The organism is Burkholderia sp. WP42 (assembly GCF_000745665.1).
GTDB lineage: Bacteria > Pseudomonadota > Gammaproteobacteria > Burkholderiales > Burkholderiaceae > Burkholderia > Burkholderia vietnamiensis.
In genome coordinates this window covers 120664-141077 of the sequence record NZ_JQJT01000021.1, presented here as the reverse complement: position 1 = coordinate 141077, position 20414 = coordinate 120664, and the positions used below count along the sequence as shown (strand labels likewise).

General features: G+C 71.0%; 17 protein-coding genes. 9 read left to right on the top strand and 8 right to left on the bottom strand.

Annotated elements, in window-relative coordinates:
• Positions 1 to 26: 26 nt before the first annotated feature.
• The 5 genes from EX20_RS14110 to EX20_RS14090 all read right to left on the bottom strand — a co-directional run bounded on the left by EX20_RS14110 (position 27) and on the right by EX20_RS14090 (position 6884).
• Positions 27 to 212, bottom strand: a complete 186-nt coding sequence (locus tag EX20_RS14110) for a DUF2964 family protein (protein ID WP_014726014.1) — start codon at positions 210 to 212, stop codon at positions 27 to 29.
• 150 nt (positions 213 to 362) lie between these two features.
• Positions 363 to 1487 (bottom strand): ABC transporter permease, encoded by a 1125-nt coding sequence (locus tag EX20_RS14105; protein ID WP_011880376.1) that lies wholly within the window; start codon positions 1485 to 1487, stop codon positions 363 to 365.
• Between the two features lie 2 nt (positions 1488 to 1489).
• On the bottom strand, positions 1490 to 4297 hold the full coding sequence (gene rbbA / locus EX20_RS14100) for a ribosome-associated ATPase/putative transporter RbbA (RefSeq protein ID WP_139164706.1): 2808 nt from the start codon (positions 4295 to 4297) through the stop codon (positions 1490 to 1492).
• Between the two features lie 20 nt (positions 4298 to 4317).
• A complete protein-coding gene (locus EX20_RS14095) occupies positions 4318 to 5391 on the bottom strand; it encodes an HlyD family secretion protein (protein WP_011880374.1) in 1074 nt (357 codons plus the stop codon).
• The gene (locus EX20_RS14090) at positions 5388 to 6884 is read right to left on the bottom strand and encodes an efflux transporter outer membrane subunit (RefSeq protein ID WP_034193934.1); all 1497 of its coding nucleotides are present in this window, start codon (positions 6882 to 6884) and stop codon (positions 5388 to 5390) included. The genes EX20_RS14095 and EX20_RS14090 overlap by 4 nt, the downstream gene beginning before the upstream one ends.
• Before the next feature lie 404 nt (positions 6885 to 7288).
• Between EX20_RS14090 and EX20_RS14085 the strand changes: the two genes are divergently transcribed.
• The 3 genes from EX20_RS14085 to ftsH all read left to right on the top strand — a co-directional run bounded on the left by EX20_RS14085 (position 7289) and on the right by ftsH (position 10458).
• Positions 7289 to 7936 (top strand): BON domain-containing protein, encoded by a 648-nt coding sequence (locus tag EX20_RS14085; protein WP_011880371.1) that lies wholly within the window; start codon positions 7289 to 7291, stop codon positions 7934 to 7936.
• Positions 7937 to 8007: 71 nt separating this feature from the next.
• Entirely contained in the window at positions 8008 to 8517 is a 510-nt protein-coding gene (locus EX20_RS14080; RefSeq protein WP_034193933.1) for a BCAM0308 family protein, read from the top strand.
• Positions 8518 to 8550: 33 nt separating this feature from the next.
• The gene (ftsH, locus tag EX20_RS14075; protein WP_034193932.1) at positions 8551 to 10458 is read left to right on the top strand and encodes an ATP-dependent zinc metalloprotease FtsH; all 1908 of its coding nucleotides are present in this window, start codon (positions 8551 to 8553) and stop codon (positions 10456 to 10458) included.
• An 88-nt stretch (positions 10459 to 10546) separates the two neighbouring features.
• On the opposite strand, the gene EX20_RS14070 is transcribed toward ftsH, so the two are convergent.
• Positions 10547 to 12343 carry an adenosylcobalamin-dependent ribonucleoside-diphosphate reductase gene (locus EX20_RS14070; RefSeq protein ID WP_034193931.1) on the bottom strand — a complete coding sequence of 599 codons (1797 nt, stop codon included), beginning with the start codon at positions 12341 to 12343 and terminating at the stop codon, positions 10547 to 10549.
• 195 nt (positions 12344 to 12538) lie between these two features.
• Between EX20_RS14070 and EX20_RS14065 the strand changes: the two genes are divergently transcribed.
• The 4 genes from EX20_RS14065 (at position 12539) to EX20_RS31965 (ending at position 15814) form a co-directional block, all read left to right on the top strand.
• Positions 12539 to 13474: a 1-phosphofructokinase family hexose kinase gene (locus EX20_RS14065; RefSeq protein ID WP_034193930.1), complete on the top strand. Its 936-nt coding sequence runs from the start codon at positions 12539 to 12541 to the stop codon at positions 13472 to 13474.
• A gap of 78 nt (positions 13475 to 13552) precedes the next feature.
• Entirely contained in the window at positions 13553 to 14350 is a 798-nt protein-coding gene (locus EX20_RS14060) for a polysaccharide deacetylase family protein (protein ID WP_034193929.1), read from the top strand.
• On the top strand, positions 14343 to 15599 hold the full coding sequence (locus tag EX20_RS14055) for a putative glycoside hydrolase (RefSeq protein ID WP_034193928.1): 1257 nt from the start codon (positions 14343 to 14345) through the stop codon (positions 15597 to 15599). Before EX20_RS14060 ends, EX20_RS14055 begins: the two co-directional genes overlap by 8 nt.
• Before the next feature lie 74 nt (positions 15600 to 15673).
• Positions 15674 to 15814 (top strand): hypothetical protein, encoded by a 141-nt coding sequence (locus EX20_RS31965; RefSeq protein WP_155624612.1) that lies wholly within the window; start codon positions 15674 to 15676, stop codon positions 15812 to 15814.
• 13 nt (positions 15815 to 15827) lie between these two features.
• On the opposite strand, the gene EX20_RS14050 is transcribed toward EX20_RS31965, so the two are convergent.
• Entirely contained in the window at positions 15828 to 16304 is a 477-nt protein-coding gene (locus EX20_RS14050) for a lecithin retinol acyltransferase family protein (protein WP_011880364.1), read from the bottom strand.
• A 464-nt stretch (positions 16305 to 16768) separates the two neighbouring features.
• On the opposite strand from EX20_RS14050, the gene EX20_RS14045 reads away from it, so the two are divergent.
• Both EX20_RS14045 and EX20_RS14040 read left to right on the top strand, forming a co-directional pair.
• Positions 16769 to 17242: a hypothetical protein gene (locus tag EX20_RS14045; RefSeq protein WP_011880362.1), complete on the top strand. Its 474-nt coding sequence runs from the start codon at positions 16769 to 16771 to the stop codon at positions 17240 to 17242.
• Between the two features lie 119 nt (positions 17243 to 17361).
• A complete protein-coding gene (locus tag EX20_RS14040; RefSeq protein WP_034193927.1) occupies positions 17362 to 19758 on the top strand; it encodes a serine hydrolase in 2397 nt (798 codons plus the stop codon).
• A 115-nt stretch (positions 19759 to 19873) separates the two neighbouring features.
• On the opposite strand, the gene EX20_RS14035 is transcribed toward EX20_RS14040, so the two are convergent.
• Positions 19874 to 20347: a hypothetical protein gene (locus EX20_RS14035; protein ID WP_011880360.1), complete on the bottom strand. Its 474-nt coding sequence runs from the start codon at positions 20345 to 20347 to the stop codon at positions 19874 to 19876.
• Positions 20348 to 20414: the final 67 nt, after the last annotated feature.

Genomic DNA, 20414 nt, shown 5'->3' with positions numbered 1-20414 from the left:
CCGGTGCGAAGCGCGCGGCCGTCCGGCTAGCGCTCGCTCGACGCCGGGTCCAGCTGGGCGACGAAGCCGACGATGCCCGACACCAGCGCGACGATCGCATACGGCGCGACCTGCTCGTCGATCAGCATCGCGTGGACGACGCCGAGCAGCGATGCGAGCGCGATGAACACGCAGGACGTCGCCAACGTGCTTCGATATTGCAGTCGAATCATGACGTTCTCCGGTTGAGCGGCGGCCGATGGCACGGCGGGGCCGCAGGCGATGGCGCCGCTGGTTGCGGCACATGGCGTCATGATCGCGTGCGGCGTCGCGTCGCAGTTGATCTGTGTCAACGGACCCGGGGGCGCCGCGCGCCGGACCGCTCAGGCCATCTGGCCGATCGTCTTGCGGAAGCGCGTCAGCGACAGCAGGAACAGCGCGCAGCCGATCGCGAACAGCGCGGCAAACTGCATCCACACCGCGTCGAGGCCGGCGCCGCGATAGAGGATGCGTTGCGCCAGCTCGACGAAATGGGTCGTCGGCGCGGCGAGCATGATGTCCTGCACCGCGAGCGGCATGCTCTCGCGCGGCGTGAGCCCGCCCGACAGCAGCTGCAGCGGCAGCAGCACGAGCACGAGCAGCATGCCGAACTGCGGCATGCTGCGCACCAGCGTCGCGAGAAAGATCCCCATCGACGTCGTCGCGAACAGGTGCAGCGCCATGCCGGCCACGAACAGCGGCACGGAGCCGGGAATCGGCACGTGCAGCGCACCCTGCACGACGAAGCTCAGCGACGCGACCGCCGCCGCCGCGACCACGAGCCCCATCGACCAGACCTTCGCGAGCATGATCTCGGCGGCGGTCACCGGCATCACGAGCAGATGCTCGATCGTGCCGTGCTCGCGTTCGCGGATCAGCGCGGCGCCGGTGAGGATCATCGACAGCATCGTGACGTTGTTGATCAGCTCCATCAGCGCGCCGAACCACACTTCGTCGAGGTTCGGGTTGAAGCGCATGCGCATCGCGAGATCGACCGGCGGCAGCGGCGAGCCGCGATAGCGCTGCACGAACGAGTCGATCTCGCCCGACACGATCTGCTGGACGTAGCCGCCGCCGGTGAAGGCCTGTGTCATGCGCGTCGCATCGACGTTGAGCTGGACCGTCGCATGGCGGCCGGCCAGCACGTCGCGCTGGAAGTCGGGCGGGATGTCGAGCGAGAACGTGTAGTCGCCGTTGTCGAGGCCGCGATCGGCGGCGGCCGCGCCGACGATCGGCGGCGGCGCGAACTGCGGCGGGAAGAACGCCGCCGCGATGCGCGCGGACAGCGGCGACGCATCCTCGTCGACGATCGCGATCGGCACCTTGTGCAGCGTTTCGGGGCGGGCGGTGGCGGCGACGTAGATCGACGCGCTGAACGTGTAGACGATCAGCGCGAGCAGGATCGGGTCGCGCGCGAGGCTCCACAGTTCCTTCACTCCGAGCCGGAAGATGGCGTTCAGGCGTGACATGATCAGCGCTCCTGTTTGCGCAGCAGCACGCCGGTCATCACGAGGATGACGGGCACGGCCACGAGCATCGGCCAGAACTGCGACGACAGGTCGGACAGCCCGAGCGCCTTGTTGTACACGCCGCGGCTGATCGCGAGCATGTAGGTGGCCGGATAGATCGTGCCGATCCACTTGCCGCTGCCTTCCAGCGACGACAGCGGCGTGAGCAGCCCCGAGAACTGCACGACCGGTATCAGCGTGCCGACGATCGTCATGAAGATCGCGGCGATCTGGCTGCGCGTGAAGGTCGACGCGAACAGGCCGATGCCGGTCGCCACCACGTTGAAGATCAGCACCGCGGCCGCCAGCGTCGCGAAACTGCCCTTGATCCGCACGCCGAACACGAGGTCGGCGAGCACCACCATCAGCAGGAAGTTCAGCATCGCCAGCATCACGTACGGCACCTGCTTGCCGATCAGGAATTCGGCGCGCGTGACGGGCGTCACGTACAGGTTCACGATCGACCCGAGCTCGCGTTCTCGCACCACGGCGAGCGCGGTGAGCATCGCGGGCAACATCAACAGCAGCATCGGCATGATCGCCGGAATCATGGCGGGCAAGCTCTTCACGTCGGGGTTGTAGCGATAGCGGACCGCGATGTCGACGGCCGGCGCGAGCGCCACGCCGAGGCGGCGCTTCGCCTGGTCGCGCAGCCAGTTCTCGTGCATGCCGGCCACGTAGCCGCGGATCGTCTCGGCGCGCATCGGCATCGCGCCGTCGACCCACGCGCCGATCTCGACGTGCCGTCCGCGCGCGACGTCGCGCGCGAAGTCGGGCGGAATCTCGATCGCGAGCGACAGCTCGCCGTTGCGCATGCGGCGTTCGATGTCGCGATCGTCCGCGAGCGGCGCGCGCGGCACGAAGTAGCGCGAGCCGGCGAGGTTCTGCGCGTAGTCCTGGCTCAGGATCGACTGGTCGCGGTCGAGCACCGCGAACGTCAGGTTGTCGACGTCGAGGCTGATGCCGATGCTGATCACGCACATCAGCACGAGCGAGCCGAACAGCGCGAGCGTCGCGCGCAGCGGGTCGCGGCGCAGCTCCAGCACCTCGCGCCACAGGTAGCTGCCGGCGCGCGCGGCGCTGAACCATGCGGTCCGCGCTGCGCCGCGGGCGGCCGCGGGCGTGGCCGACGGGGCAGTGGCGAGCCAGCCGGCGTCGGACGACGCATCGGCCGCTGCGGCTGCATCGCTCGGGCTGTCCTCACGCTGCGCATCGGTGAGATAGCCGATGAACGCGTCCTCGAGCGATGCCGCGCCGCGCATGCGCACCAGCTCCGCCGGCGCGGCGCTCGCGAGCACGCGGCCCGCATGCATCAGCGAGATGCGGTCGCAGCGCGCGGCCTCGTTCATGAAGTGCGTCGAGATGAAGATCGTGACGCGATCGCGGCGCGCCAGCTCGATCATCAGCCGCCAGAAGTCGTCGCGCGCGACCGGGTCGACGCCCGAGGTCGGCTCGTCGAGGATCAGCAGCTCCGGCTTGTGCACCATCGCGACCGCGAGCGACAGCCGCTGCCGCATCCCGAGCGGCAGGCGCTCCGGCAGCACGTCGAGCACGCCGGCGAGCCCGAAGCGCGCGACCATCTCGTCGACCCGCGCCGGCACGTCGGCTTCCGGCACGCCGAACAGGCGCGCGTGCAGCACGAGGTTCTGCCGCACGGTCAGCTCGCCGTACAACGAAAAGCCCTGCGACATGTAGCCGACGCGGCGGCGCGTGTCGATGTCGTTGGCGGCGACCGGCTGGCCGAACAGCGTCGCCGTGCCTTCGGACGCCGGCAGCAAGCCGGTGAGCATCTTCATCGTCGTCGACTTGCCGCAGCCGTTGGAGCCGAGAAACCCGAAGATTTCGCCGCGACGGATCTGCAGGCTCACGTGGTCCACCGCGACGAACTCGCCGAACCGCATCGTCAGCCCGTCGGCCTCGATCGCGTAGCCGGCGGTCGCGTCGGGCCGGAACGGTTCGATCTGCACCGGCTGGTGCCCCTTGCGGCGCTCGTCCGGCAGCAGCGCGATGAACGCGGCCTCCAGCGTGTCGCAGCCGGTGCGCGCGAGCAGGTCGGCGGGGCTGCCGGTGGCCAGCACGCGGCCGGCGTCCATCGCGATCAGCCAGTCGAAGCGGCGCGCCTCGTCCATGTAGGCGGTCGCGACCAGCACGCTCATGGCGGGCCGCGCGACGCGAATGCGCGCGATCAGATCCCAGAACTGCGCGCGCGACAGCGGATCGACGCCGGTCGTCGGCTCGTCGAGGATCAGCAGGTCGGGATCGTGGATCAGCGCGCAGCACAGGCCGAGCTTCTGCTTCATCCCGCCGGACAGCTTGCCGGCCGGGCGGTCGAGGAACGGATGCAGGCCGGTGCTGCGCGTCAGCGCGTCGATCCGGCGGCGCCGCTCGGCCGCGTCGTGGCCGAACAGGCGCGCGAAGAACTGCAGGTTCTCCTCGACCGACAGCGTCGCGTACAGGTTGCGGCCGAGGCCTTGCGGCATGTACGCGATGCGCCGGCATACGCGCGCGCGATCGCGGCGCGACGACAGATCGGCGTCGAGCGCGTGCACGTGCCCCTGCTGGATCGCGCGCGCGCCCGACACGAGTGCGAGCAGGCTCGACTTGCCGACGCCGTCCGGGCCTATCAGCCCGATCATGCGGCCGGCCGGGATCTCGAGCGTCACGTCGTCGAGCGCCGCCTTGCCGCCGTAGCGCAGCGACACGCCCGACAGCCGGGCGACCGGCGCCGGGCCGGCCGCGCCCGGCGCGCCGTCGGTCGCGCGGCTGTCCATATCTGCGCGCGTCGTCGTGTTCACTGCGGCACCTTGATCGCGAGGCGCTCGGGCCACGCCGCGTGCGAATCGGTCTTCAGCCACGCGACGCCCGGCAGCCCGGTCTTCACCAGCTTCAGATGGCGCTGCAGCAAGTCGCGATCGATCCGCGCCTTGACGCGGAACATCAGCTTCTGCCGTTCGCTGGCCGTCTCGACCGTCTTCGGCGTGAACTGCGCGGTGCTCGACACGTACGACACGCGGGCCGGAATCACGTATTCCGGCGCCGCATCGAGGACGATCCGCACGTCGGCGCCGAGCGGCACGCGACCGACCGCCGCTTCCGGCAGGAAGAACGTCATGTACACGTCGGACAGATCGACGACGTTGAGCACCTTGCCGCCGGCCGGCAGCACTTCGCCCGACTCGGCGATGCGGTACTGCACGCGGCCGTCGCGCGGCGAGGTCAGCTCGCTGTCCGCGATGTCGGCGCGCACGCGCGCGACGGTCGCTTGCGCTGCCGTCACTGCGGAGCGCGCCGCGACGAGCTGCGCCTGGGTCGCGTCGATCGCGGCCTGCGCGGCCTGCACCTGCGCGCGCGCGGCATTCACGGTCGCGCGCAGGCTGCCCGCGCGGGCGCGGTCGTCGTCGAGTTCCTGTAGCGACGAGGCGCCGTCGCGCGACAGCGTCTCTGAGCGCGCCAGCCGCCGCGTGGCTGCGTCGAGCTCGCTTTCGCGCTGCACGACGACGGCCTCTGCCGCCGCCTTGTCGCTGCGGCGCTGCGCGACCTGCGCGTCGACGCTCGCCGCGGTGTTCACGGCCTGCTGCGCGCGCGCCTGCGCTTCGTCGAGCTGCGCCTGCAGCACCACGACGTCCATCCGGGCGAGCGGCTGGCCGGCCTTCACGAAGTCGCCTTCGTCGACGAGCATCGCGGTCACGCGCCCGGGCAGCTTGGTCGCGACGTCGATTTCGGTTGCCTCGATGCGGCCGTTGCCGCTGACGAGCCCCGCATCGGTCTGGCCGTCGCGCCAGCGCGACCAGCCGTAATAGGCGACGCAGACGGCGAGCACGGCCGCACCGGCACCGATCAGAAGAGGGCGCGGGATGGTTTTCATTGTCTGTTTTCCGAGTCAGTCGAATGGATAGGCTGCTGCGCCGTCGGCGGCAGGCGCGGATCGTCGGGGCCGCCGCCCAGCGCGCCGTACAGCGCGACGCGGCTCGACAGCAGCGCGCGCCGCGTGACGACGAGCTGCTGCTCGGCGTTCATCAGGTCGCGCTGCGCGTCGAGCACTTCGAGGAAGCGCGTCGCGCCGCTGTCGTAGCGCAACTTCGCGAGGCGCGCGCGCTCGGCCTGCGACGCCAGCGTCGCGCGTTCGATCGCGACCTGGTCGGCCAGCCAGTGGCGCGCGGCGAGCGCGTCGGAGACGTCGCGGAACGCGCCTTGCAGCGTTTTCTCGTAGCGGGCGAGCGCCTCGTCGCGCTGCGCATTCGCGAGTGCGAGGTTCGAACGGTTGCGGCCGCCGTCGATGAGCGGCAGCGTGGCGCTGGGGATCAGCGACCACACGCCCGTTCCCGACGTCAGCAGGTCGTGCAGCGCCGTGCTGCCGGAGCCGATCGCGCTCGTCAACGCGATGCGCGGGAAGAACGCCGCGCGCGCCGCGCCGATGTTCGCGCGGCTCGCCTGCAGTTCGTGCTCGGCCGCGATCACGTCCGGACGGCGCTCGAGCAGCGACGAAGGCAGGCCGGGCGCGAGCGACGGCAGCACCGCGCCGTCGTCGAGCGCGAGCGGCGCTGCGCCCAGCTCGGGGGGCGCGCCGACCAGCAGCGCGAGCGCATCGGCCGCCGTGGCGCGCGCCTGCTGCAACTGGACGCCGAGCGACTCGGCCTGCTGCAGCAGGATCTCCGACTGCGTGAGGTCGAGGCGCGAGATCGCGCCGGCCGCGTAACGCAGCCGGAAGATCCGCAGCGATTCGCGGCGCGTGTCGATCGTCGCGCGGGTCAGCACGATCCGCTCGTCGATCTCGCACAGCGTCAGATACGCGTTCGCGACGCCGGTGACGACGCTCAGCGTCGTCGCCTGGCGGGCCGCGTCGCTCGCCAGATAGCGCTGCAGCGCGGCCGCCTTCAGGCTGCGCACGCGGCCCCAGAAATCGATCTCCCATTGGGTCTCGGCCAGTTGCACCTCGTAGAGCTGGCCGATCATGGGCGCCGGCGTCAGCAAGCCGCCCGGCGTGCGAAACCGCGCGTAGGCCGCACCCGCGCCGATCGTCGGCCACTGGTCCGCGCTGCGGACGCCGTAGACCGCGCGCGCCTCGTCGACGCGTGCCACGGCCGCGCGCAGGTCGCGGTTGTTCGTGAGCGCCTGCGCGATCAGCGCCTGAAGGCGCGTGTCGACGAAGTAGGCGTGCCAGTCGGGCGCCTGCGCGGCGGGCGACGCGGCGGCCGACGGATCGGGGAAGGCGGCGGGAATCGGTGCGGGCGGGCGCGTGTCGGCAGGCGCGAGCGACAGGCATCCCGACAGCAGTCCCAGGCCCGCCAACAGCACGGCGACACGCATGCGCCGCACGACGGTCGGGTGAAACGGAGCGGCAAGCGCGGCAGCGCGCATGGAAGGCCTCGACGAATGCAGGAATACGGGATGGCGGCGCCCTCGGGCGTCGCCGCTTCGGCCTCGTTTATATCCGACGATTACCGGGTTTCCCCTTGATCTGGGTCACTCGGGCCGGATTGCGTGTCGAGCGGCCCCTCGATTGACGCGCGCACCGAGACGTGGCCGCGATGCCGGCGCGCCGGGGCGGCCTGCTGTGCTGCCCCGGCGTCGTCCTTTTTGGCCGAGCGGGGCGATCGAAGCAGCGCGGGGCGGACGGCGGCGCACCGACGCGCGGCCGCCGCGAGCCGGCCGTTGCTTGATCCTCGTCAAGCCGTCGCGGCCGCCGTGCGCGATGCTGATCGCGATGGTGCACGGATCCGGTCGCAAACGTCGCGGCCGGCATGCGCCGACGGGAGACCGGCATGAAGTCCGACGCCGTACTGAAGCAGGATGTCGAGCAGGCGCTGTTCTGGAATCCGGCGATCGATGCGCGCCGGATCGACGTCGAGGTCCGCGACCGGATCGTGACGCTGCGCGGCAGCGTCGACAGCTGGGCGCAGAAGCTGGAAGCGCAGAAAACCGCTTTGCATGTCGCCGATGCGCGCGCGCTGGTGCTCGAACTGAGCGTCACGCCGCCGGCAAGCGCATGCGCCGACCACGAGCTGGCGATCGCGATCACGTTCGCGCTCGGCTGGCAGGAGGCGCTGCGCGATCACAAGATCGCGGTCGAGGTCGATCACGGCTGCGTGACGCTCGACGGCGAAGTCGACCATGCGTATCAGAGCCGCGCGGCCGAGGCGATGGTGAGCCGGATGACCGGCGTCGTCGGCGTGGCGAACCGCATCCGCGTGCGCGCCGACCAGACGGTGCCGGACGTCGGCGCGCGGATCGCTGACGCCCTCGCGCGTCGCGCGCGGCGCGAATCCTCCGGCATTTCGATCGACGCGAGCGACGGCGTGGTCACGCTGTCGGGCACCGTGGCGTCGCTGGCCGACAAGCGCGCGGTGTGCGGCGCGGCCGGCGCAGTGCGCGGCGTGCGGCAGGTCGTGGACCGGCTGACCGTCGCCTGAGCGTTGCATGACCGGTGCGCGAGCGTCGCACGACCGTCGCGCCGGTGTTGTCCACTGTCAGGAGAAATGCGATGAACCGTTCGAATGGCGGCTCCGGCCGCAACCCTCTGCGCCGCGACAAGCGGATGCAACCGCATACGAAGGACAGCTATCGCGAGCCGAAGCGGCCCAAAGGCGACCGGATCTGCGAGGGCTGCGGCGCGGTCTGCAACGCGGGCCGCTGGACCTGGTACGCGACGCCGCGCGATCGGCGCCAGCTCGAATGCCCGGCCTGCAAGCGCATGCGCGAAAACGTGCCGGCCGGCGAGCTGGTGCTGCACGGCGCGTATCTGCACGCGCATCGCGGGATGATCCTCGAGCTGCTGCAGCGTCAGGCCGACATGGAGACGAGCGAGCACGCGCTCGAGCGCATCATGGAGATCGAGCGGTCCGCCGATTCGGTCACCGTGCGCACGACCGGCGCACACATGGTCAGGCGCCTGGCCGACGCGCTGCTGCATGCGCATCACGGCAGTCTCGCGATCAACTATCGCGACGGCGAAGACATGCTGCGTGCGCACTGGACGCGCGACGATGCGTGAACCGGTGCCGGGCCGCCCGGCAGGGTCTAGCCGATGAAAAAAACCTTCGACTACTCCGGCCTGCTGATTCCGATCGCGTTCGCGGTACTGATCGCGGTTCAACTGTTCGGGCGTCAGCCGGCGGCGACCGCGATCTCCTACAGCGATTTCCACCACCTCGTGGAAGCGCGGCTCGTCGACGATCTGGAGATCGGGCAGACGTCGATCTCCGGCACGCTGCGCATGCCGCAGGCGGGGGCGGCGCTGCCGGCCTCCGACGCGGCCGACGTGAAGGCGGCCGGCGCGCCGTGGCGCTTCACCACGAACCGCGTGAGCGACGACAATCTGGTTGCGGCGCTGACCGCGGCCGGGATTCGCTACCGCGGCGCGGCCGATACCGGCTGGATCGGCACGCTCGCGACCTGGATCTTTCCGTTGATCGGCTTCGTCGTGATCTGGACGTTCATGACGCGCCGGCCGGGCGGGATGCGCGACCTGAGCGGGATGGGCAAGAGCCGCGCGCGCGTGTACATGCAGAAGGAAACCGGCATCACGTTCGACGACATCGCGGGCATCGACGAGGCGAAGGCAGAGCTGCAGCAGATCGTCGCGTTTCTGCGCGATCCGGATCGCTATCAGCGGCTCGGCGGCAAGATTCCGAAGGGCGTGCTGATCGTCGGCGCGCCGGGCACCGGCAAGACGCTACTCGCGCGCGCCGTCGCCGGCGAGGCGGCGGTGCCGTTCTTCACGATCAGCGGCTCGGCATTCGTCGAGATGTTCGTCGGCGTCGGCGCGGCGCGCGTGCGCGACCTGTTCGAACAGGCGCAGCAAACCGCGCCGTGCATCGTCTTCATCGACGAGCTCGATGCGCTCGGCAAGGCGCGCGGCGTCGGGCTGATGTCGGGCAACGACGAGCGCGAGCAGACGCTCAACCAACTGCTCGTCGAGATGGACGGCTTCCAGGCCAACTCCGGCGTGATCATCATGGCCGCGACCAACCGGCCGGAGATTCTCGATCCCGCGCTGCTGCGCCCCGGCCGCTTCGACCGGCACATCGCGATCGACCGGCCCGACCTGAACGGCCGCAAGCAGATCCTGACCGTGCATACGAAGCGCGTGAAGGTCGCACCCGGCGTCGATCTCGCCGAGCTCGCGCAGCGCACGCCGGGCTTCGTCGGCGCCGATCTCGCGAACGTCGTCAACGAAGCCGCGCTGCATGCGGCCGAGCTCGGCAAGCCGGCGATCGACATGACCGATTTCGACGAGGCGATCGATCGCGCGATGACCGGCATGGAGCGCAAGAGCCGCGTGATGAACGAGCAGGAGAAGCGCACCATCGCGTACCACGAATCGGGGCACGCGCTCGTCGCGCAAAGCCGCGAGCATTGCGATCCGGTGAAGAAGGTGTCGATCATCCCGCGCGGGATCGCGGCGCTCGGCTACACGCAGCAGGTACCGACCGAAGATCGCTACGTGCTGCGCAGGAGCGAACTGCTCGACCGGCTCGACGTGCTGCTCGGCGGACGCGTGGCCGAGGAAATCGCGTTTGGCGACGTGTCGACCGGCGCGCAGAACGATCTTGAGCGCGCCACCGCGCTCGCGCGCCACATGGTCATGCAGTACGGGATGAGCGAGCGGCTCGGCCTCGCGACGCTCGACGACGGCGCATTGCAGCACGGCGCGCCGGGCGTATGGACGCCGGGCGACGGCCACTGCAGCGAACACACGGCGCAGCTGATCGACGAGGAGGTGCGCGCGCTGCTCGAGGACGCGCACGCGCGCGTGACCGCGACGCTCGCCGCGCACCGCGATGCGCTCGAACGGATCGCGCGCAGCCTGCTGCAGCACGAATCGATCGACCACGACATGCTGGTCGCGCTGATCGCGGCGCCGGACGCCGCCGGCCCGACGTCGGGCGCCGCATCGACCGATACTGAAAGCGTCAGCGGCACGTCCGCCTGACGGCCGGAGCGGGGCGGGGCGGCGTTCATCGCTATCGCGTCGCGTGTGGACCGCCGGCTGCCGTCCGCCGGCTGTCGCGCGGTTCGGTTCAACAACCGATGCAGACCGGCCCATCGCGGCGTGCTTGCGCCGCGTCGTCGGTCACGACCGCCGCGAGCCGCGGGTCGGGCCGGAACACCGTGATGCCCTTCAGACCGTCGCGCCACGCCTGCACGAACAGCGCGTCGACCTGCGCGAGCGAACACCGGTCGGGCAGCGTCACCGTCTTCGAGATGCCGGCGTCCACGCAGGGCTGCAGCGCCGCGAGCATCGCGACGTGATCGGCCGGTGCGATCTCCGCCGCGGTCACGAAATAGTCGGGCAGCCGTTCGTGCTCGCCATGCAGCGCGCGAAACAGCCGGTAAGCGTGATTCTGCGCATGAAACTGGCGGACCCGACCGTCGGCCGTATGCACCATCCTGCGCTGGGTCCAGCCGACGGCCGGCTCGATGCCGTTCGAGCAGTTGTCGCAGAACGCGAGGCTCACGCTGCCGGCCGGCGCGAACGACAGCAGATGACTGTTGCGCAGCCCGTGCCGCGCGATCGCGTGCTGTACGTTCAGCGGCAGCAGCGTGCGGTGCGCGGGGCCGGTCAGATAGTCGGCCGGATCGTATGCCGGAAAGGCGCCGCGTTCGGCCGCCAGCGCCGCCGACGCGGCAAACGCATGTTCGCGCATCGACAGCACGATCGAGCGCGCGAAGGCGCGGGCGTCGGCGCTGTCGTAACGCAGCCGCAGCATCGTCAGCGCGTCGGCCAGCCCGGTTACGCCGACGCCGATGCGGCGCGTGCGCCGCGCCTCGCGCTGGTGCGCGGCGAGCGGCCATGCGGTCAGGTCCAGCACGTCGTCGAGCATGCGGACCTGGATGCGCACCGCGTCGGCGAGCGTCGCGAAGTCGAAGCGCGGCTTGCCTTCGACGCCGAACGGGTGCAGCACGAACCGCGACAGGTCGATCGGGCCGAGCACGCAGCTGCCGTACGCGGGCAGCGGCTGCTCGCCGCACGGATTGGTCGCGTCGATCCGTTCGTGCTCGCGCAGCGGGTTCGCAGCGCGGATGGTGTCGACGAACAGCAGCCCCGGTTCGGCGCTGTCGCGCGCCGCGGCGACGATCTCGTGCCACAGCGTGCGTGCCGCGACCGTCGCGTAAACATGGCCTCCGTCCGGCCGGCGTGGCGCCGCGATGGACGCCCGGTGCGGCGGCGCACGATGGACGAGCGCCCACGGCCGGTCGTGCAGGACCGCTTCCATGAAGGCGTCGGTGATGCCGACCGACACGTTGAAGGTTGGCCAGCGCGAACGTCCGCGCTTGGCCGCGACGAATGCCGCGAGGTCCGGATGATCGCAGCGCAGGACGGCCATCTGCGCGCCGCGGCGCGGGCCGGTGAACGGTAGCGCGCGGCACATCGCATCGAAGCGGTCGATCGCCGCGCATGCGCCGGCGTCCGACGCCGCGCGGCGCTCGTAGGCGTCGAGCGGCGGCACCGGCGAGAAGTCGTAGCCGATTCCGCCGCCCATCAGCAGCGTGCGCCGCGCGTCGCCGAGCGCGTGCGTGAGCGCCGCATCGACGGCCCGCGCGCGCGTGTCGGCCGGCATCGCGAGCGGATGGACGAAGCAGTTGACCATCGTGCCGCCCTTATCGGCGCCGGCGTTCGCGAGGATGCGGCCGGCGCCGATCGCGCCGCGCTGCAGGTTCAGGAAGAACGCGCGCTCGCACTGCGCGCGCAGCTCGGGCGGCTCGGCGAGCGACAGCGCGCGCGCGACGCGCTGGAATACGGCCGCACGCGACGTCTCGCCGGGCTGCGCGTAGCGCTCGGCGAACACGGTGCTGCACAGCGGCTGCTCATCCATGGCGGGCTCGGCGGCGAAGAATGATTCACTGTAGGAGCCTGCACGCGTGCGTCGTTGATCGAGCGCAATCGTGTGCGGTTGCGGGATCGATTGACTGGCATCAACGCCGCGACCGTCGCCGCACGTATGGTGGAGCCACGGCCGGCGCGCGCACCGTCGCGGCGCGCGTGCCATCGACTGCACAAGACCCACACCATGACAGATATCGTTACCGTTACCCTGAACCCGGCCGTCGACGTCGCGACGTCGGTCGAGCACATCGTCGACACGCACAAGCTGCGCTGCGCGCGGCCGCGCCGCGACCCGGGCGGCGGCGGCATCAACGTCGCGCGGACCATCCACCGGCTCGGCGGCGACTGCGTCGCGCTGTACCTGGCCGGCGGCCCGACCGGCGACGTGCTGACGTTGTTGCTCGAGGCCGAGCGCCTGCCGAGCGTGCGCATCCGGATCGTCGGCGAGACGCGCGAGAACGTCTGCGTGACCGAGACCTCGACCGGGCGCGAATACCGCTTTTTGATGCCGGGGCCATCGGTGAGCGACGCCGAGTGGCGCGACTGCGCGGCCCGCCTCGACGCGATGCAGCCGGCGCCGCGCTATCTCGTGCTGAGCGGCAGTCTGCCGCCCGGCGCGCCCGACGATCTGTACGCGACGCTCGCACGGGCCGCGAAGGCGCGGGGCAGTCGCGTCGTCGTCGACGCGTCGGGCCGTGCGCTGGCCGCGGCGCTGGAGGAGGGCGTTCATCTCGTGAAGCCCAGTATCGGCGAGCTCAGCGCGCTGGCCGGCGAAGCGCTCGACGATGCGTCCGCGTGTCGGGTGGCGAGCGAACTCGTCGCGCGCGGCCAGGCCGAGATCGTCGCGTTGACGCTCGGCGCGCGCGGCGCGTGGGTCGTCACGCGCGATCGGTCGTTGCGTCTGCCCGGGCGGCCGGCAGCGGTATGCAGCACGGTCGGCGCAGGCGACAGTTTCGTCGGCGGCATGGTGTGGGCGCTGGCACGCGGCGTGCCGCTCGACGACGCGTGCCGCTATGCGCTCGCCGCATCGGCTTCGTCGGTCGAGCATCCGGGCACCGCCCTGTGCACGCGCGCGGACGTCGAGCGCATCCACGACGAAATCGTTGCGCTCGCAAGCTGATCGGTGATCGTTGATCTGGCTCAGCGGCATGCGCGCCGCGATCGCGAACAATGGGGCAGCCCGTCTACGAGGACCGCCATGGCCTTGCGCATGCTCGTCTGTCTACTCCTGCTGTCGTGCGTGCCGCCGCTGTGGGCGGCGGACGATGAAGGCGCCGGTGCGCCGCAGCCGCAGCGTGTGCTGATCCTGGCCTACCACCGGTTCGCGACGACGCGCGTCGATTCGATGACGGTGCGCATCGATACGTTGCGCGACCAGCTGCAGGCGATCGACGCGAACGGCTACCGGATCGTGCCGCTCGCCGACGTCGTGCGTTGGCAGCGCGGCGATGCGGTTGCGCTGCCCGCGCGTGCGGTCGCCATCACCGTCGACGACGGTCACCGCTCCGTCTACGACGTGCTGCGCCCGCTGCTCGCGGCGCATCCGATGCCCGTCACGCTGTTCGTCTATCCGTCGGCGATCTCCAATGCCGGCTATGCGATGACGTGGGATCAGCTGCGCGCGCTCGGGCAATCCGCCGACGTCGCCATCGAGTCGCATACGTACTGGCATCCGAATTTCCATACCGAGCGGGCGCGGCAGACGCCGGCCGACTACCGGCGCTTCGTGTCGTTCCAGTTGCGGCGCTCGCGCGAACGGCTCGAGGCCGAGATCGGCCGGCCCGTCACGCTGCTGGCCTGGCCGTTCGGCGTCCACGATGCGCAGACCGACGAGCAGGCGGCGGCCGAGGGCTACGTCGCCGCCTTCACGATCGATGCGCGCCCGGTCCGGCGCACCGATTCCGCGATGGCGCTGCCGCGCTATCTGATGACCGACGCGTGCGACACGCGCTGCATGAACGGACTGCTGAGAAGCGCCGGAGGAAGCCATGATTGAGCGCGTGATCGCGTGTCTGCTCGTATTGTTCGCCGCGGTCGCCGCGCAGGCGGCGCCGGTGTCGATCACCGTGGTCGATGCGACCAACGGTCATCCGCTGGCCGGCGCGATCGGCCATGCCGGCGGCGTGAACCGGACCGCGGATCGCGACGGCGCGTTTTCGCTGGAGCTCGATGCGGCAGGTACGCGCGTGAGCGTGCGCGCGCCCGGCTACGCGCGCGCCGAGCTCACGCTGGCGCCGACCGACGCGGCCCATACGATCCGGCTGGCGCCGGTGCGTCCGAAAGCGGTTTACCTGTCGGCGTACGGTGTCGCGGACCACACGTTGCGCGACGCCGCGCTCGCGCTGCAGGGCACGACCGCGATCAACGCGCTCGTCATCGACGTGAAGGGCGACAGCGGCGTCACGCCGTATCGCAGCCTCGCGCGCGACGTGTCCGGTGCGGCGAGTCATGCGGCGGGCGCGATCGTGCATCCGCCCGATCTGCCGGAGCTGCTGCGGACGTTCCATGCGCGCGGCCTTTACGTGATCGGGCGCATCGTCGTGTTCAAGGACGACGCACTGGCGCGTGCGCATCCTGAGTGGGCGGTGCGCGATGCGGCGGGGGAGATCTGGCAGGATCGCGAGCATCAGCGCTGGATCGATCCGACGTCGCGCGCGGCTTGGCAACACAATTACGACATCGCCGAAGAGGCGGCCCGGATGGGCTTCGACGAAATCCAGTTCGACTATCTGCGGTTTCCCGACGCGAACGGCCTGCGGTTCGCCGAGCCCAACACCGAGGCCAACCGGGTCGCGGCGATCACCGGTTTTCTGACCGGCGCGCGCGAGCGGCTGCGTCCGTACAACCTGTACCTGTCGGCCGACATTTTCGGCTACGTGTGCTGGAACAGCGACGACACCGCGATCGGGCAGCGGCTCGATGCACTGGGCACGGTGGTCGACTACGTGTCGCCGATGCTGTATCCGTCGGGCTTCACGTGGGGGCTGCCCGGCTGCCGCAAGCCGACCGAGCATGCCGGCGAGATCGTCGCGCGGTCGCTGGCCGAGGCGAAGCGCCGGACCGGGATGGACGGCGTGCGCTTCAGACCGTGGCTGCAGGCCTTTCGCGACTACGCGTTCGATCATCGGCCGTTCGACGCCGACGAGATCCGCGCGCAGGTCGATGCGGCCGACGCGGAGGGGACTGATGGGTGGATGCTGTGGAATCCGCGTAATCGCTATGATCCGGCGGCGTTGCCGCGGTGAGTGGGAGGTTGCGGCGGGTGGCCGGGGCGGCGCGAATCGGTGCCGCGATGGGACGGAGAGGCTATCCGTGAGCGATGCGCGACAATGCGGTCGTGATGGCGAACGGGTCGGTCGGCATCGGCATCGGCGAGTCGAATTGCGAGCGGGCGGGTGAAGCGCTGTGCGGTCCGGCGCGACCGCCGGTGATGCGGCGGCAGTTGCTGGCAGGCCAGTAACGCGCCATGCCGTTTACCCCCGCCCACCCATCCCCGGATACAACCGCGCAGCCAGCACCCAGGCGATCAGCATCGCCGCGACCGCGAGGCCATGCGCCGGATTGCGCAGGCACGACGCCACCTGTTCGCTCCGGCCGACGCCGAACAGGCACCACAGGCAGAAATGCTCGCAGTTGTTCGTCAGCAGCCGGTAGCGGCATTCGCCGAGGCGCGACGCCGCGCGGCGCGCGGCCTGCATCCCGTCGTAGGGCGCATGCGCGTGGCGCACGACCGCGAGCGCGCGGCCGGCCCGGAAGCCGTCGAGCGTGACCACTTCGACCGGGCCGCCGCTCGGATCGCGCGACCAACCCGCGTAATGAATCACGTTGCCGTCGCCGATATAGATGCCGTGATGCAGATAGCCGGGTCGGCGCGTCACGAGGTGCGCACCGACCGGCGGTTCGCCATTGGAATCGGCGGCGTCGGCGTGCGCTGCGGTCGGATCGATCATCGCGAACTCCCAGTGCGGCGGCGGCGCGGACCAACCGTGCGTCAGCCGCTCGATGCATGGCGTACTGCCACGTCTTCAGTATTGGCGGCGACCCCGCGCGGCACAATCAGCGCGGCCTGAGCTTGCTGTCCGACGTCGGGCGGCCGTGTCGGCAATTTCCGACGGCCTGCGCAGGATCGCCTGACAGCGCGCGCCGACACCATGCCGCCCGCCCGCCATTCACCCGCGGTACGCCGCTCGGCCGCGCGCCCCGACCGCCGCGACGCGATCGCAGTAACGCTTGCGCTTCGTCCGGTTTTGCGCGCCTCGACCGGAACGCCGTTGACTTGCATCAATGGGAAATCGACGTTCCGCGCGACGCTCACAGCATCGCCAAAGCGAACGCACGACGCCGTCGCACGCAGCACCGCGCCGCGATCGACGGGCGGCCGTGTAGCCACGCGTGCTCAATCAGGAGAGTGAAGATGCGGACCACCACCATCAAGATGCTGTTGGCAGCCTGCGTGCTGACGCTCGGCGCGAACGCGCTGGCCGACACCGCGAACGAGCCGATCTCGCGTAACGGCGTCGTGTACATCACCGGCGGCATCGGCAGCGACGAAGTCACCGCGTTTCGCGACGTCGCGCCGCGCTACAACCTGCGGATGACGTTCACGTCGAAGGCCGGCCACTATCTGTCCGACGTCGACGTGAAGCTGGCGTCCGGCAAGTCGGCGCTTCTCGACGTACGCACCGGCGGCCCGTTCCTGTTCGCTCGCGTGCCGCCGGGCAGGTACACGATCACCGCGCGCGACCGCGCGGTGCAGGAGGTCCGGCACGTGGTCGTGCCGGCGCGCGGCGGCGTCGAGGTCCGCTTTGCCTGGCGCGACCCCGAACGCGAAGGCGCGATGCGACTCTGCACCGGCTGCCCGGCCCCGCAGCAGCAACCGGCGCGCTAGCCGCGCGGCGGGTCGGCGCCGACCCGAAGGTAGGCGTGCAGGACTCCCGGCCTCGGCTCGGCAGCGACGCGCTCGCATGCCGGCCTCGATCCATCCGCCGCCACGAAGGAGGCGATCCAGTGGAACGCGTTCGATGGGTGCGATTGCGCCGCGCTGTCGCGCTGAGCGGCGCGTTGCTGCTCGCGTTCGGCCCATTCGGCCCGCTCGGCCCATTCCGCGCGGCCGACGCGTGGGCGCAAGCCGACGCGCCCGCTGCGTCGCAGCAGGCGGCCGCGATCGACGCGGCGATCGCCGCGGAGATCGCGGACGGGCATCTCGCGGGCGCCGTGGTCGTGACCGGCGACGCGGACGGCGTGCGCGTGCGGGTCGCCCGCGGTGCGCGCGTGACGGGCGAGCAGGCCGAGCCGATGACGGCCGACACCGTGTTCGACCTCGCGTCGCTGACCAAGCCGGTGGCGACGGCCGTCGCGATCATGCAGCTCGCGGAGCGCGGCATGCTCGGCCTCGACATGCTGGCCGCGCACTACTGGCCGGCGTTCGGCACGAACGAGAAGGCCGGCATCACGATCCGCCAGTTGCTCGCGCACGTGTCGGGGCTGCCGGCCGGCGTGTCGTCGGCCCGCGCGCTGCGCAGCCGCGCGGCCGTGCTCGCCGACATCGTCGCGATGGCGCCGGTCGCGACGCCCGGCACGCGCGTCCGTTACAGCGACGTCAATTACGTGGTGCTCGGCGAGATCGTCCGGCGCGTGTCGCACCGACCGCTCGACGCGTGGTGCGCCGAGCACGTGTTCGGGCCGCTCGGGATGACGAGCGCCACGTTCCGCCCAGCCGCCCCGCTGAGCGCGCGCGTGGCGCCCACCGTCGTACGCGACGGCCGCCTGCTGCGAGGCCGCGTGCACGATCCGGTCGCGGCGGCGCTGGGCGGCGTGGCGGGCAATGCGGGCCTGTTCGCGAGCGCGGACGATCTGGCGCGCTTCGCGCGCATGCTGCTGAACGGCGGCACGCTCGGTGCAACGCGGGTGCTGAGCGCGCGCAGCGTCGCCGAACTCGAAACACCGCTCCCGGCCGACACGCCAAGCGAGCTGCACACGCCCGGCTGGGCGGTCGGGCCGCCGCTCGTGGCGAACCGCTACCGGCTGCCGCCGGTCGGCGCGCTGCAACACCTCGGCTACACGGGCACGGCGCTATGGATCGATCCCGTGACGCGTCGCTTCGCGATCGTGCTGACGAGCCGTCTCTATCCGGACGAAACCGGCACCGCGATGCCGTTGCGCGCGCTCGTGGTCGGCATCGTATCGAGCGCGGTGGCGCCGGTCACGCCGGCGCAGATCGCCGCGCGCGTGCCGCCGATGGCGGACGCGCTCGCCGCAGCCGTCCGGCCGCCGCCATCGCGCGGGCCGGTGCTGGCCGGCATCGACGTGCTGGCCGCGAGCGGCTACGCGGCGGTGGCCGGCAAGCGCATCGCGCTCGTCACGAACCGCAGCGGCTTCGACCGGTTCGGCCGGCGCACGGCCGACCTGCTCGCGCACGCGCCGGGCGCACGGCTCGTTGCGCTGTTCGCGCCCGAGCACGGGCTCGGCACCGACGTGGACGACACGTTCGGCGACAGCGTCGATGCGGCGACCGGCGCGGTCGTTCACAGCCTGTACGGCGAGCGCCGCACGATCGCGCCCGCGCTGCTGGCCGACGTCGACGTGCTGGTGGTCGACCTGCAGGACGCGGGCGTGCGCTTCTTCACGTACCTGGCGACGCTCGGCTATGCGCTCGAAGCCGGCGCGGCCGCGCATCGTCCGGTGATCGTGCTCGACCGTCCCGATCCGCTCGGCGCCGACGCGTTCGGCGGGCCCGTCGCCGACGCGGGGCCGTCGACCTTCACGCGCTACTACGCGCTGCCGCTCGCGCCCGGCATGACGATCGGCGAACTGGCCCGGCTGTTCAACGACCGGCTGCAGATCGGCGCGACGCTCAGCGTAGTGCCGCTGGCGAACTACGCGCGCACGATGCGCTTCGACGACACGGGGCTCGGCTGGTTGCCGCCATCGCCGAACCTGCGCGATACGGCCGCGCTGTCGCTCTATCCGGAGACGGGGCTCGTGGAGGGCGCGGCGGTCAGTGTCGGGCGCGGCACCGCGACCCCGTTCAGCGTGGTCGGCGCGCCGTGGATCGACGCGCGCAGCGTCGCGGACGATTTGCGCGCGATGCGGCTCGCCGCGACGTTCTCGCCGGTCCGCTTCGTGCCGACCGAGGGCCCCTATCGCGGCAGGCTCTGCGAAGGCGTGCGCATCGAACGGCTGCCGGGCGCGACGCGGCCCGGCGAGATCGGGCTGGCGCTCGCGCTGGCATTGCACCGCCGTTATCCGGCGCGGTTCCGGATCGATGCGATCCGCGCGTCGGTCGGCTCGCGCGAGGTGGCCGACATGCTGGAAGCGGGGCGCTCGCTCGACGACATCGAAGCGTTCGTCGCTGCGCAAAATGCCGCGTTCGCGCCCGAGCGGGCGGCGTTCCTGCTGTATTAAGCGCGGGTCGGCGTGCGTCGTCGGGTGTTCGGCCGGCTGCGCAACGGAACGGCGTCGCCGTGACCGCCGCGCGTCGCGGCGGCGCACCCTTGGCGCTGCCGACCCGGTCGGAAGCTCAGAACTGCTGGTCGTAGTTCAGGCGGACATGCTCGACATGCGTCGAGCCGTCTCGCGTAATCGCGAGGTCGATGTGATAGATGCCTTTCCAGCGTGCGTCGAACACGTGCCCGTACGTGACCGCATTGCCGTCCCGCGCCGGTTCGAGCTGCATCTGCTTCGGCTTCGTGTGAAACGAGCTGGCTTCGCTGCGCGGGCCCTTCACTACGGCCGTGATGTGCGCGTTTTCGATGCGCTTGCCGGTCGACCGGTCGAACAGCGCGACGGTCAGCAGATACAGGTTCACGTTCGACGACGCGTCGGCGGCGCTGCCGCCCGCTGCGGCAGTCTGATTCGCCGGCACCACGCCGAAGTTGACGGCAATGTCGCCGGACGTCACGCTGCGCGTCAGGTCGTTCGCAGCGGCAGGCGCTACCTGTCCGACCAGCAATGCCAGCCACGCAAGCAGTACAACGAAAGGTCTCGATCGCATCGAAGTCTCCTCGGGGATTGGGCTGCCGCATCGGCCGTGCACGTGCGGAGCAAACGGTAGCGTGTCC

Coding starts and splice junctions, on each gene's coding strand:
- EX20_RS14110 (WP_014726014.1), bottom strand. CDS start 212: ATGATTCGACTGCAATATCGAAGCACGTTGGCGACGTCCTGCGTGTTC.
- EX20_RS14105 (WP_011880376.1), bottom strand. CDS start 1,487: ATGTCACGCCTGAACGCCATCTTCCGGCTCGGAGTGAAGGAACTGTGG.
- rbbA (WP_139164706.1), bottom strand. CDS start 4,297: ATGGACAGCCGCGCGACCGACGGCGCGCCGGGCGCGGCCGGCCCGGCG.
- EX20_RS14095 (WP_011880374.1), bottom strand. CDS start 5,391: ATGAAAACCATCCCGCGCCCTCTTCTGATCGGTGCCGGTGCGGCCGTG.
- EX20_RS14090 (WP_034193934.1), bottom strand. CDS start 6,884: ATGCGCGCTGCCGCGCTTGCCGCTCCGTTTCACCCGACCGTCGTGCGG.
- EX20_RS14085 (WP_011880371.1), top strand. CDS start 7,289: ATGAAGTCCGACGCCGTACTGAAGCAGGATGTCGAGCAGGCGCTGTTC.
- EX20_RS14080 (WP_034193933.1), top strand. CDS start 8,008: ATGAACCGTTCGAATGGCGGCTCCGGCCGCAACCCTCTGCGCCGCGAC.
- ftsH (WP_034193932.1), top strand. CDS start 8,551: ATGAAAAAAACCTTCGACTACTCCGGCCTGCTGATTCCGATCGCGTTC.
- EX20_RS14070 (WP_034193931.1), bottom strand. CDS start 12,343: ATGGATGAGCAGCCGCTGTGCAGCACCGTGTTCGCCGAGCGCTACGCG.
- EX20_RS14065 (WP_034193930.1), top strand. CDS start 12,539: ATGACAGATATCGTTACCGTTACCCTGAACCCGGCCGTCGACGTCGCG.
- EX20_RS14060 (WP_034193929.1), top strand. CDS start 13,553: ATGGCCTTGCGCATGCTCGTCTGTCTACTCCTGCTGTCGTGCGTGCCG.
- EX20_RS14055 (WP_034193928.1), top strand. CDS start 14,343: ATGATTGAGCGCGTGATCGCGTGTCTGCTCGTATTGTTCGCCGCGGTC.
- EX20_RS31965 (WP_155624612.1), top strand. CDS start 15,674: ATGCGCGACAATGCGGTCGTGATGGCGAACGGGTCGGTCGGCATCGGC.
- EX20_RS14050 (WP_011880364.1), bottom strand. CDS start 16,304: ATGATCGATCCGACCGCAGCGCACGCCGACGCCGCCGATTCCAATGGC.
- EX20_RS14045 (WP_011880362.1), top strand. CDS start 16,769: ATGCGGACCACCACCATCAAGATGCTGTTGGCAGCCTGCGTGCTGACG.
- EX20_RS14035 (WP_011880360.1), bottom strand. CDS start 20,347: ATGCGATCGAGACCTTTCGTTGTACTGCTTGCGTGGCTGGCATTGCTG.